Source organism: Aquimarina rubra, assembly GCF_042684305.1.
Classification (GTDB): domain Bacteria; phylum Bacteroidota; class Bacteroidia; order Flavobacteriales; family Flavobacteriaceae; genus Aquimarina; species Aquimarina rubra.
The window spans coordinates 1,941,829-1,954,779 of sequence record NZ_JBHULE010000019.1 but is presented as its reverse complement, the minus strand read 5'-3'; the positions used below and the strand labels follow the sequence as shown (position 1 = coordinate 1,954,779).

The 12,951-nt window shown below is 33.4% G+C and carries 14 protein-coding genes; 7 read left to right on the top strand and 7 right to left on the bottom strand.

Annotation, left to right across the window (positions count from 1 at the left end; all coding sequences use genetic code 11):
* The 4 genes from ACFSR1_RS17145 to ACFSR1_RS17130 form a co-directional block, all read right to left on the bottom strand.
* Window positions 1-972: a sulfurtransferase gene (locus ACFSR1_RS17145; protein ID WP_378294242.1), complete on the bottom strand. Its 972-nt coding sequence runs from the start codon at window positions 970-972 to the stop codon at window positions 1-3.
* Window positions 956-1,429, bottom strand: coding sequence for a monoheme cytochrome C (locus tag ACFSR1_RS17140; protein ID WP_378294241.1), 474 nt, complete (start codon window positions 1,427-1,429; stop codon window positions 956-958). The genes ACFSR1_RS17145 and ACFSR1_RS17140 overlap by 17 nt, the downstream gene beginning before the upstream one ends.
* Window positions 1,430-2,650, bottom strand: a complete 1,221-nt coding sequence (locus ACFSR1_RS17135) for a sulfite oxidase (RefSeq protein ID WP_378294240.1) — start codon at window positions 2,648-2,650, stop codon at window positions 1,430-1,432.
* Between the two features lie 143 nt (window positions 2,651-2,793).
* A complete protein-coding gene (locus tag ACFSR1_RS17130; RefSeq protein ID WP_378294239.1) occupies window positions 2,794-3,459 on the bottom strand; it encodes a peroxiredoxin in 666 nt (221 codons plus the stop codon).
* A 246-nt stretch (window positions 3,460-3,705) separates the two neighbouring features.
* Here ACFSR1_RS17130 and ACFSR1_RS17125 point away from each other — a divergent pair, with 246 nt between their 5' ends.
* From ACFSR1_RS17125 to ACFSR1_RS17105, 5 genes are all read left to right on the top strand, one after another.
* Window positions 3,706-4,467: an N-acetyltransferase gene (locus ACFSR1_RS17125; protein WP_378294238.1), complete on the top strand. Its 762-nt coding sequence runs from the start codon at window positions 3,706-3,708 to the stop codon at window positions 4,465-4,467.
* 8 nt (window positions 4,468-4,475) lie between these two features.
* Window positions 4,476-5,414 (top strand): hypothetical protein, encoded by a 939-nt coding sequence (locus tag ACFSR1_RS17120; RefSeq protein ID WP_378294237.1) that lies wholly within the window; start codon window positions 4,476-4,478, stop codon window positions 5,412-5,414.
* Between the two features lie 94 nt (window positions 5,415-5,508).
* Window positions 5,509-8,154, top strand: a complete 2,646-nt coding sequence (locus ACFSR1_RS17115) for a cation-translocating P-type ATPase (RefSeq protein ID WP_378294236.1) — start codon at window positions 5,509-5,511, stop codon at window positions 8,152-8,154.
* Between the two features lie 288 nt (window positions 8,155-8,442).
* Window positions 8,443-8,946 carry a hypothetical protein gene (locus tag ACFSR1_RS17110; protein WP_378294235.1) on the top strand — a complete coding sequence of 168 codons (504 nt, stop codon included), beginning with the start codon at window positions 8,443-8,445 and terminating at the stop codon, window positions 8,944-8,946.
* A gap of 11 nt (window positions 8,947-8,957) precedes the next feature.
* The gene (locus ACFSR1_RS17105; protein ID WP_378294234.1) at window positions 8,958-9,326 is read left to right on the top strand and encodes a GerW family sporulation protein; all 369 of its coding nucleotides are present in this window, start codon (window positions 8,958-8,960) and stop codon (window positions 9,324-9,326) included.
* Window positions 9,327-9,480: 154 nt separating this feature from the next.
* Here the strand turns inward: ACFSR1_RS17105 and ACFSR1_RS17100 are convergent, their stop codons facing one another.
* Window positions 9,481-10,239 carry an SDR family NAD(P)-dependent oxidoreductase gene (locus ACFSR1_RS17100; RefSeq protein WP_378294233.1) on the bottom strand — a complete coding sequence of 253 codons (759 nt, stop codon included), beginning with the start codon at window positions 10,237-10,239 and terminating at the stop codon, window positions 9,481-9,483.
* Window positions 10,240-10,256: 17 nt separating this feature from the next.
* Window positions 10,257-10,910 carry a WG repeat-containing protein gene (locus ACFSR1_RS17095; protein WP_378294232.1) on the bottom strand — a complete coding sequence of 218 codons (654 nt, stop codon included), beginning with the start codon at window positions 10,908-10,910 and terminating at the stop codon, window positions 10,257-10,259.
* Window positions 10,911-11,120: 210 nt separating this feature from the next.
* On the opposite strand from ACFSR1_RS17095, the gene ACFSR1_RS17090 reads away from it, so the two are divergent.
* Entirely contained in the window at window positions 11,121-11,621 is a 501-nt protein-coding gene (locus ACFSR1_RS17090) for a nicotinate-nucleotide adenylyltransferase (protein WP_378294231.1), read from the top strand.
* A gap of 67 nt (window positions 11,622-11,688) precedes the next feature.
* Here ACFSR1_RS17090 and ACFSR1_RS17085 read toward each other — a convergent pair whose 3' ends face one another.
* A complete protein-coding gene (locus ACFSR1_RS17085; protein ID WP_378294230.1) occupies window positions 11,689-11,961 on the bottom strand; it encodes an acylphosphatase in 273 nt (90 codons plus the stop codon).
* Window positions 11,962-12,282: 321 nt separating this feature from the next.
* On the opposite strand from ACFSR1_RS17085, the gene ACFSR1_RS17080 reads away from it, so the two are divergent.
* Complete coding sequence (locus ACFSR1_RS17080; protein WP_378294229.1) at window positions 12,283-12,921, top strand: response regulator transcription factor; 639 nt, start codon at window positions 12,283-12,285, stop codon at window positions 12,919-12,921.
* Window positions 12,922-12,951 lie beyond the last annotated feature (30 nt).

Here is a 12,951-nt window from a genome sequence, read left to right as displayed (position 1 = left end):
CTATATTTTTATTCTTGTTATACTATCTTGTTCATAAGGCAGCTCATCAAAATAACTCCATTCTACCCATGAACCATCATAGTTCTTTACATTTTTATATCCTAGCAATTCAGTTAGCACAAAGGTAGTATGCGCGGATCGAACGCCACTGTGACAATACGTAATTACAGCATCGTTTTTTGAACCTGTCTTGCTACCATATATCTGTTCTAATTGATCAAAAGATTTAAACTTTTGTGTTCCATTATAATCTATCGCTTCAGCCCAATCAATTAGTATACTGTTGGGAATCCTACCACCTTTAGTTGCTCCACTTTTCTGTCTTTCCCCACTAAATTCTTCCATATTTCGGGTATCCAGTATAATATCATTTTTACCCGAAACAAGTATATTGTTAATTTCATCTTTACCAATCCACAATTTAAAGGAACCATCTTCTGGAAGTTTAAAATTTGAAGGTATCACTGATACTTTTTCATCATTCGTAGGTCCCTCTACTTTTTTCCAAGCTTTCAAACCGCCATTTAGTAATTTTACAGATTCAAAATCATAATTCTTTAGTATCCACCACAAACGCGCTGCATCACAGACTCCTCGATCATCATATAGTATCAATGTGTCTGTATTAGTAATTCCTAATCTACTAAATAATGCTTCAATTTGTTGCCTTTTGGCCATCATCCCTCTATAAGGGTACGAATTATCTTCAATATCAGTTCGCCAAATGTTTATAGCACCACTAATATGTTCTTTAGTATAGTCTTGTTCTTTCCTAAAATCAATTACTTTAATATTTTCCTTTTCAAAGACTAAAACCAACTCTTCTGCTTCTATAAGATGTTTAGAACTATAATAACCTTCTGTGTTGACTTCAATTACAGGAGTAAATTTTTCCTGAGTTTTTTCTTTAGGTTTTTTACAAGAAAGTATGAATACTCCTAAAATAATAAATAAACTATTCCTGTAAGTCATACCATTCTATATTGGTTAATACTGCTCTTCTTCCTTTTTTACCAGGAGGGTAATTTGTAACCAGGTAGTTTACTATAATATCTTCATTGCCTCCTAAATCCCAAAGGTTTTGTGTTTCCTGCATCCATCGTATCGTAGCGATCCATCTTTCTTTATTCATTCGATTTTGTATGACCAGTTTTGACGAATGACAGTTTGTGCAATTGTTCACTACTTCCATCAACCCTTCTGCATCAACAAATCCCGTCCTGACATGTATTCCATTTTCTATTTTATCCTCATCTTCTTCAGTTAGCACATATAATGAGTCTGGTGTAGTTTTCTTAAACAAGGACAATGTAGGATCTGTAATTAAATAAATCCCTGCAATAGTAACCAATCCAATCATTGAAAAAACGATTACCATAATCCGGTAAATGGTCTTGGCTTGATATCTAAATTGCTCTTCTTTCTCCATTTATTTAACTTTTACAGCAATACGATGGCAAGCATTATTAAGATATCCTTTGGGATTCCAACCGGGTAAAATCATGGGTTGACTTGCTCCTCCTGTATCCGTTGCTCTAGCCCAAACTTCGTAATATCCTTTTTTTGGAAAATTTACTGTAGCAGAAAAATGCTGCCACGCCAATCGATTGGCTGGTTTTTCTACAGAACATTCTATCCAGGTACTCCCAAAATCAATAGAGTATTCCATTTTAGCAACTTCTAGTTCTCCTGCCCAGGCATGGCCTCTAATCTTCAATTCTTGTCCTTGCTTAATCATTGCTCCTGATTTAGGATAGGTAATTAATGATTTTACTGGCATCGACTCTATAATGCACATATCCTCATCTTTTACCTTTTCGCCTGGCGCAACAGGATTGCAAGGAACTCGATATGCGGTGCCCGTCATTTTAGTCCCGTCATGTATTTTATTTCGAATACTGATGCTGTTTACCCATTTACCGGAAACCGAAGCTGGCCAGCCACCTGCTACTAATCGTAATGGGTATCCATGAGCCAACGGAATATCCTCTCCATTCATCTTAAAAGCCAATAATGTTTCGTCCTGCAGCGCTTTTCTCATAGGTGCACCACGTGATATTGGTTCCTTATCAGGATCTCCACTCAAATGTTTGTCGGCAGCATGATATCCAATATAAACAGCAGTATCTTTTATACCTGCATCCTCCAAAACATCTCTTAACCTAACTCCTGTCCATTCTGCGCAAGAAACTGCGCCAACAGTCCATTGATTTCCTTTTGCAGGAGGATCAAATTCACTACGCCCATTACCTCCACATTCTAAAGTAAGTTGATATGTATATTGTTTGAATTTTGATTTTAACTCAGAAAGTGTATATGTTTTCTTCTGTTTTACAGATTCTCCGTCAATGGTAAGCGTCCAACTATTTACATCAATATTTTCGGGAATGAGACCATTATTTCTAACGAACATGTATTTATTAGGAGTAATTCTATCATCTAATAAATGAGCTTTAGCTTCTATGTTCCATGGTTTATCATTAAGAATGACCATCTCTTTATCTTTGCCAAAAAGCTTAAATGGATCTGGATCCTGATATAACAAAGGTTCATATCCATCTGGCAAGACATCAGCAAAAACAATATCAAATCCAGTGATTGCAGCCGTTACACCCAAGGCTGTTTTCTTAACAAAATCCCGTCTTTCCATTTAAATAATATACTAGTTAGTACCTAAAATACTTCAATCTTTAAATTTAAAATTTTTTAAAGCTTGTTTCAGTAACAAAAGTTACAATAATCGATTTTAAATAATTATAAGTACATTATGTAAGGTGAAAATAAGAAATGGTATCAATCTAGTTTTAAATCTTTTCTGGCCAGATAAAAATCTACTTTTTCGCAAGATTCATCCTGAATCCTGTCTTCCATTTCTGTTAAGGTTTTTGGTGGTGGAACAATTACTTTATCTCCTTTTTTCCAATTTAGAGGTAATGCTACTTTATGTTTATCCGAAATCTGTAGTGCCTCTAATGCTCTAAGGATTTCATCCATATTGCGCCCCACATTTAATGGATAATACATAATAAGCCTGATTTTTTGATATGGATCTATAAAAAATACCGCTCTCACCGCTGCTGTTTCACTTTCATTAGGTTGTAGCATCCCATATAATTTGGCTACCTTCATATCAATATCGGCTATGATAGGAAAATCTAAATATACTTTTGTTTTCTCCAATACATTATTCACCCAAGCCAAATGAGAATGAATACTGTCAATACTTAATCCAATGAGTTTTGTATTCAAATTCTCAAATTCTTTACTACGTTCCGCAAAACCACTTAATTCTGTAGTACATACAGGAGTAAAATCTGCAGGATGGGAAAACAATACTACCCACTTTCCTTCTGCAAATTCAGAAAACTTTAGTTTACCATGCGTAGTTACTGCTTCAAAATCCGGTGCGTCATCTCCAATTCTTGGCATCATATTTATTTCAATATCTGTTGTTTCCATGATTCTTTTATTTTATTAAAAAGTTATACTAATTAGCCATGTATATTCCTTGTACACCTCTAAATTACTTTGAGATTATGTCAATTACAGTAACTCTTGTTACATAATAAACTTTTCCAATAGTTCTTCTATGAAAAGCCTTCTAAAATTATCTTTTCGATTGCTCTGGCACAATGACAATTATCATCTTTTAAAACTGGTTTTGGGATTATATTTAATAGTACAGTTATATCAAAAAGTCGAAAAATGGAAACGCTCACGATTAAGCAGCTTACTGAAGAAAATATTGCTGAAGAGCACATTTGTTGTGCAATTTCAGATAAAAAAAGTACAGAAGGTTACAATGCAAAAAAAGAATGGTTAAAAAAGCAGTTTAAAGAAGGTCATGTATTCAAAAAACTAGATGTAAGAGGAAAAGTATTTATTGAATACGTACCCGCAGAAAAAGGATGGGTTCCGATTGATGCTCCCAATTACATGCTTATCAATTGTTTCTGGGTTTCGGGTAAATACAAAAACCACGGACACGGTAAAGCTTTGTATCAGGAATGTTTGCAAGATGCTAAGGGAATGAATGGAATCGTAGTAGTGGTTGCAAATAAAAAACAACCCTTTATGTCTGAAAAGAAATTCTTTAAGAAACAAGGATTTGAATTGTGCGACACAGCAGCACCCTATTTTGAATTATGGTACAAACCATTCAAAAAGAATGCTTCAATACCAAAATTCAAGGACATTGCAAAAAAAGGGGTGTGTGATGTCAAAGATGGATTAAGTGTTTACTACACAAATGCATGTCCATTTACAGAATATTACACACATGTAGAATTAAAAAGAGTTGCTGAAAGCAAAGGAATAAAACTGCAAATCACGAAGTTGGATACTCGAGAAAAAGCACAAAATCATTTTGTACCACATACCATTTATAACATCTTTTATAATGGAAAATTTGTAACTCAGCATATTCTGAATGAAAAGTATTTTGACCGTTTCATTACTCCTCAATAAAAGATAAAATGAATAGTAAAGAAATCATACAATGGCTTTTAGAAGGTGATGTATCTATACAGTACCAAACCTATCGTGATTTGTTATCAACAGAATATGAAGATATAAGAAATAGAATTGAAAAAGAAGGTTGGGGAGCTCAATTTTTATCCAAACGAAATCCAAAAGATCATTGGGGAAAGGCATTTTATCAACCCAAATGGACCTCTTCGCATTACACTCTAATTGATCTGCGAAACCTATGCATTCTGCCCAATAATCAACTTATAAAGGAATCGATAGATAAAATCGCAAAAGAATGTAAAGCTGAGGATGGAGGAATATATCCAAATGCAAAAAAAAGTGATGGTTGCATCAATGGTATGTTTCTTAATTATGCCAGTTATTTTAAGACAGAAGAATATCATTTGAAATCTGTAATTGATTGCCAGTTACTAGAACTAATGCACGATGGAGGTTTCAATTGTAGGTTAAATCGTTCTGGTGCAAGACACAGTTCCCTACATACTACACTTTCAGTTTTAGAAGGCTTTACCGAATATGAATATAATGGATATTCATACCGATTAGATGAAGTGAAGAAGGCGATACAATCCTCCAAGGAGTTTATACTGCTTCATCAATTGTATATTTCAGATAGGACAGGTGAAATCATTAATAAAGATTTTTTGAGATTGTCTTATCCCAGAAGATGGCGGTATGATATACTCAGTGCATTGGATTACTTTCAATATTCAAAAACTAAATGGGACAAAAGAATGCAACCTGCTGTTGATGTCCTATTGAAGAAAAGGAACAAAAATGGTACTTGGAACGTACAGGCTAAACACCCTGGACAAACTCATTTTAACATGGAAAAAGCAGGCAAACCCAGTCGTTGGAATACTTTGAGGGCTCTAAGAGTATTAAAGCATTTTAAAATTCCTGTAATGTCTTTTGAGAATTAAAAAAATAGAATGAAAACCAAAACACAAGTATTTATAGAACTTTGGCAAGAAGCCATAACTCGGTTTTCAAATACGCTATCATATCTTTCTGAAGATGATTAAAAATCCTCATTCCATACCAGTAAATGATATTATCAATCAACTACAAGCTGATCACGATAAGGGATTGACTACAACTGAATCTCAGAAACGTCTTGCTATTTATGGCGAAAATGATTTAAAACATAAGAAGAAAAAAAATAGCTGGATCATTTTACTAGAACAATTCCTGGATCCCATCATCTATATTTTGGGTACTGCGATGTTAATGGCATTTGTTTTTGCAGAATGGTTAGAAGGTTTTTCGGTAATGGTGGTTATTCTGCTTACAACGTTCATAGGCTTTTTTATGGAGCTACAAGCAATACGGTCTGTAGAGGCATTGCAAAGAATGAGTCAAACCGAGGCGAATGTATTACGAGATGGAAATGTAGTTCGATTAGCATCTCGTTATCTGGTTCCGGGAGATATCATACAATTAACCCAGGGTAATGTAGTTCCTGCCGATGCCCGTTTGATCTGGCATCAGAGTCTTGCTGTTAAGGAGTCTATGCTTACAGGCGAGAGCGATCAGGTAGAAAAACAGTTAAAAATAACTCCTTTACAAACACCTTTGACAGACCGAACCAATATGCTTTATAAGGGAACCATAGTTACCAGAGGTAATGCAAAAGCTATTATTACAGCCACAGGAGATCAAACAGCCATCGGACAGATAAGTAGTTTAACACAAGAAGCTATCCAAAAAAGAACGCCTTTAGAAAGAAGATTAAATCGATTAAGTCACTGGCTTATAGGTTTAACACTCATCATGGCGTTGTTAATCGCTATAAGTGGATATATACAAGGAAAAGATTTAGTATTAATGATCAAAACAGGAATAGCTCTTGCAGTTGCCGCTATTCCTGAAGGATTACCAATCGTCGCTACCATAGCATTGGCCAAAGGAATGGTCAAACTTTCTAAAAAAAAGGTAATTATAAAAAAGTTAGAGGCGGTTCAAACGCTCGGAGAAACCACAATCATCTGTACAGATAAAACCGGAACACTGACAGAGAATAAAATGACCGTTCACAAGATCGTATTTAATGGCAAAGAATTCGACATTAATAATTGGGGAGATACACTTTCACAATACAATCTAAAGAACAATCAAGCATTTAATAAAATTATTGAGGTAGCTGTTTTGTGTAATAACTCTGATACTGGAGATACAAGTATGAATGGGGACTCTATCGAAATAGCGCTATTAAACTTTACTAAAAAAACAGGGTATAATTCTCAACAAATAAGAGACCAATACCCAGAGGAAGCTGAAATCCCTTTTGACGCTGAACAAAAAATAATGGCTACCTTAAATAAAATTAACAATGAATATCAAATAAATGTCAAAGGAGCTCTGGAAAAAGTTCTTGATTCCTGTGAATATATATTATCAAAAAACGGAATTGAACCCCTTAATAATCGAAAAGAATGGTTTGATAAGGCAAATAAAATAGCAGCCGAAGGTTTGAGGGTTTTGGCCTTTGCATATAAGAATACGAATATCAAACCAAATATGGATAAGCTGCCACAGGAGCTTGTGTTTTTGGGAGTAATCGGATTTATTGATCCACCTCGTTCGGATATAAAGGAAGCTATTACTACTTATAAAAATGCCGGTATTAATGTCATCATGATTACAGGAGACCATCCTGATACTGCCAGAAAAATAGGAGAGGAAATAGGTTTATTATCTGTTAATGACAGTGATCAACGTGTTATTCATGGTAAAAACTTAGTACTATTAGATAACCTAACTGTAGCAGAAGAACAAGAAATTCTAAATGCAAAAGTCTTTGCCAGAATGATCCCGAAACAAAAATTAGATTTGGTAGATTTTTATCAGAACCACCATGCTATTGTAGGTATGATCGGAGATGGTGTTAATGATGCTCCAGCACTAAAAAAAGCAGATATAGGAATTGCAATGGGAATCAGAGGAACTGAAGCAGCAAAAGAGGTCGCAGATGTTATTTTGATGGATGATCAGTTTACATCTACGGAATTAGCTATAAGACAAGGGCGGACAATTTTTGAGAATATTCGTCATTTTGTTGTATATCTTTTATCATGTAATCTTTCGGAGATTATCTCGGTCGCTATTGCTTCAATCACCAATTTACCGCTCCCTTTACTTCCCTTACAAATTTTATTTCTCAATTTGGTCACTGATATTTTTCCTGCATTGGCACTTGGCATGGGAAAAGGAGATCCAGGTATTATGAAACAGCCGCCGCGTGACCCTGACATACCGATTATCACCAAAAAACTATGGGTATCAACAATTATTTATGGGATATCTATTACTATGTGTGTTATAGGAATAACTATATATGCAAACACGGTATTAAAATTATCCCCAGAAATCATCAATAACATGGCCTTTTACACATTGGTACTGGCTCAATTACTTAATGTGTTTAATATACCACATCGCAGCACTTCTTTTTTTAAAAATGAAGTCACTACAAATCCATGGATTTGGGGTGCAATAGGGCTTTCAATATCTATTATGGTGATTGCACACCATACAAAAATACTTCAACAAGTGCTTTCTTTGGTAGAATTATCATCAGAACAATTTCTAACGGTTGGTCTTTTCGGAATTGGAACTTTGATCTTAACACAAATCATAAAACGTTTGGGCGGAACAGTTTAATTATTATTGAATAGGCATAGACATAATGACTTACTATAACAGATTATCAAGTCTAAACATTAAATGTCTATCAACAATTATATGATAAATTTTGATGTTTCAGAGTATGTGGTGATAAAATCAATGAATGAAATAAACTTCCCGGTATTAAAATCTATTTTTCATTGAAATTAGTACTGAGTATATCAAAATTTGCAAGCACAAAAACAAATCAAAAAAAATCACCTAATATGATCAAAATCATAGGATTAAACCTTTTATTTCATTTTCTTATTCAAAATTTACATAATGGTTTTAACCGTTGTTTTAATATCACTTTTTATCATAGCGATCTATCTATTATTATTGCCAATTGTGATATGTCTTGACACAAATACCAATGAATATTACATCCAGTTAAAGGGTTTGGCAAAGGCTAGTGTTGAAGAAGATAAAGAAGAAGTGATAAGAGTAAAGCTAAAGATCTTTTTCTTCAATTTTCATTTCTTTCCACTTAAAAAAATAGGTTTAGCTAAAAAGAAAAAAGTTAAGAAAAAAAACACAAAGAAACATAAGAATAGAATTAACATTCGAACTGGTTTACGATTATTGAAATCATTTAAGGTAAAAAAAATGCTTTTGGATATAGATACCGGAGATTGTATTTCTAATGCAAAATTATATCCGGTTTTTGCATTCTTAAAGTATTACACAAAAGGAAGTTTTAATATAAATTTTGATGGAAGAAATGAAATGGCCTTGTACGTTCAAAACAGGCCTATTCATATAATTAAATCATTTATCAACTCTTAAAAAATAATATTATGGAATTACATTTTGAAGAATTATTGGGTAAGATTACGGATTTTATTAAATCTGAAGCAAAAACAGAAACGGTTGTTGGAGAACAATTTGAGTTAGGAGAATTCAAATGCGTACCTGTAATAAAAGTAGGTATGGGATTTGGTTCTGGTGCAGGAGAAGGTGGACAAACTAAAGGAAGTAAAGGCCAAGGTGGTGGCGGTGGAGCTGGTATCGGAATAGAACCTATTGGTTTTTTAGTGAGTAAGGGAGAAGAAATTTCGTTCCTTGAAGCTGGAAAAACCCACGGATTAGCAGCAGCTTTTGAAAAAGTACCTGACCTTATCGAAAAGGTAATAGAAAGTAGAAATAGGGAAAAAGAAACCGTGTAAGGTTTTATTTCAAACCAAACTGAAATAAACACCAAGTTAAAAATCAAGTATCTCTAACAAAAAAACTGGACAAGTTTGTGAAGATAAACTCGTCCAGTATTTTTTATAATAATTTATTACTCATCAAAGGATGACAATAATAAGAATGTACCAATTAAGTAATCATCCCACCATCAATAACCTGCATTGTACCTGTAATGTATTTACTCTCATCGGAGGATAGAAATAAAACCAGGTTAGCAATTTCTTCAGGTTCTGCATAACGTCCAAAGGGAATTCCTGCTTCGAAACCTTTTTGTGCTTCTTCTGGATGATCAGGAGCAATATCTTTTTCGATTGCTCGCATCATTCGAGTATGCACCGGTCCCGGATGCACTGTATTAACTCTAATTTTTCGATCTGCATTTTCTAACGCAGCAACTCTCATAATCCCAACAACAGCGTGCTTACTGGCTACATATGGACCTAATCCTTTAAATCCTTTTAGACCAGCTACAGAAGATGTAATAATAACACTACCTCCTTCTGTCATTTTAGGAATTACGTATTGACATCCAAGAAAAACACCTTTTAGATTTACTGCTATTACCTGATCAAAAATATCTTCAGGATATTCTGCAATGGACCTTGATGCACCTTCAATTCCTGCATTATTAAAAAAGATATCAATTTTACCAAATCTAAGTAACGTTTCTGATACGTAGAACTTAGTATCATCGGATTTAGCAACATCAGCAACGCAATAATCAACATTTGTATTATTAAATTCTTCTAATGTTTTTTTTAATTTACTTTCAGTTCTTCCAACCAACATTACCTTTGCCCCATTTTCCAAAAAAAGTTTGGCCGTTGCTTTTCCTATTCCACCAGAGCCGCCAGTAATTATGGCTACTTTGTTTTTTAATGTATTCATTTTATTACGGTTATGTATTAATTTGAAGCATTCATCGATCGCAATTGCCAACCATTATCTTTGGTCTTTATTGCCACAAGATTAGGCGAAACCAAACGCGATTCAATAGTAGGTCGCCATTTCATTTTTTCTTTTGTTAATACCAAATTTTCAGGACCTTGTAAATACATTTTTGTATTGCCGGTAGGGTCGATAACCACCTCATCATAACTATAAGAAACCACTTTTTTCAGTAAAAGATCATTGGTTCCTAATTCTTCTTTAGAAATCTTTAACACGACTGCATACCCTTTATCAAATGGAGTTGCATTTACATATTCCGGTTCAATTACTGTTTTCCCACTTTTATCTATATATCCATAATAATAAATACCTTTAATCATTTTTTTAATAAGGCATCTTCCTTCATAAAAAGCCGGATACCGTACTGATTCTTTATATAAAATCTTCTTTTTGGATTTTGGGTCAATATCTGTAGCCCAAACCAAGTCATCTCTATAATCTATTACGATTTCTCCATTGGTATTTATAAAAGCCCAGGTATTGCCCTTTCTTATGGCTGCAAATTCTTCGTGATAAGGCGTGATTTCGTCGATATTTTCTATTATCTGTCCAACACTTAAATTAGGGAAGATAATAAGACTTAGAAATAAAATAAATACATTTTTCATTGCTTACTTATTTAGGTTTATCCCTTAAATGTATCATGAATTACATTGGTATAAAATGAGAATTATCATATAAAAGACTGTTATCATTATTACTCATAAAACCCTGCTTTTATGATAATTATCATTTCAAAAAGACCGTAAAACCCATATCTTAACGACACCAACTAACAACTGTTAGCTGAGTATATGTAACACAAAAAATTTAACGTCATGAAAAAATTAATTTTGGGTCTATTTGTTATCGGACTGACCATCCCAACTTTTGCACAAGAAGTAGAAAAACTAGAAGAGGTTATAGTAATTGCAACCAATTACAAATACCTTAACGAAGTAAATGAAGAAGCGGCTGATGTTCCTGTAAAACTACTCGAAAAAAAGGTCGCTACCTATGATCTTAAAGGTTCTGATTTTTATCAGGATGAATACGATCTTTATTATGTGTCATTTCACATCCCTGAAGGAAAAATTTTGGCTGCGTATGACAAAGACGGAAATGTGCTAAGAACGATTGAAAAATTCAAAGGTACAAACCTTCCTCCTGCTATTTATGCTGCAGTAACGGCTAGATTTCCAGGATGGGCAATTACCAAAGATGTCTATTTAGTTAATTATCATAACAAAAAGGGAACTACTAAAAAGTATAAACTAAGGTTAGAAAATGGTGATAAAATGATTAAGGTAAAAACTGATGAGGATGGTAATTTTCTATAAGCCAAATTAGGCAGAAACATCAAAAAGGAATTGGTAAATAACAGTTCCTTTTTTTAATGTAGATACTTTAGTATAAAATTTCGAAATATTGATAAAACGATGGATCAGCTTCCTCAAATGAAATATCAGACACTTCTGCAAATTCAGGGCCTTTTGCACACCATTCTATGAACACTTTGAGTTGATTTTCTTCTCCTTCTGCTTCAATATAGACACTACCATCAAACTGATTCTTCACCGTTCCTTTTACACCTAACTCCATTGCTTTTTCCCAGGTACTTTTTCGATACCATACTCCCTGAACTTTTCCTTTTACTGAAATGTTATAATGTTTAAGCATAAAAAATTGTTTGTCATTAATCTTTAACCAATAATTATCGATCGACAAGAATAAAAAATGTACCTCGAAAGTTAAATAAAACAATTGAAAATTCCCATAATTGATAAAAATCAGTTCTTAAAAAATAAGTCTTTCGTACATTGTTTTTTATAAAAATATTCAGATGATTTGAAAAAAATTTTTAACTTAGGGAGTAATTCATTTCTTACCCCTAAATTCTAAATTAACCTATCTTAAGACATAGTTTTGACCGACATAAAATTGTTTTGGGTTAATTCTTTAAATACTAACATTCTCTATATTACTAACAAATAAAACAAAATGAAATATTCTGTTGTTATTGTAGAAAATCACACTTTACTTTCTCAGGCATTAGCAGAATTAATAAATGGATTTTCTAGGTTTAAGGTTTTGTATTCCTGTAGAAATGGAGAAGAACTTATAACGAGGTTTAAGAATAAAAAATATATTCCGCAGATTGTACTAATGGATATTAATTTACCCAAAATGAATGGAATTGAGACAACCTCAATACTCAAAAAAGAATATCCACAAGTTAAAGTTTTGGCACTTTCTACTGAAAGAAATACAAAAAAAATTCTGCAAGTATTGCAGGCTGGCGCAAAAGGCTATCTCCCTAAAGATACAGAAAAGAGAATTTTAGAAAAAGCACTTATTGAGGTTCAGGAAACAGGGTTTTACCATACTAAGGACGTCACCAGCTTATTACTCGAGTCATTATATGCGAAGAAGGAAAATAATAAAATCCTTAAAGAACGTGAAATCGAATTTGTAAAGCAGGCTTGTACAGAAAAGACCTATAAAGAAATTGCCAGCGATATGTGTTTGAGTCCAAAAACAATTGAAGGATATAGAGACGCTGTATTTGAAAAACTTAATCTCAAAAACAGAACGGCTATGGTAATTTATGCTATTAGAAATGATATATTCACTCCATAACTTAATCCACATTACACTTATTGAAATATA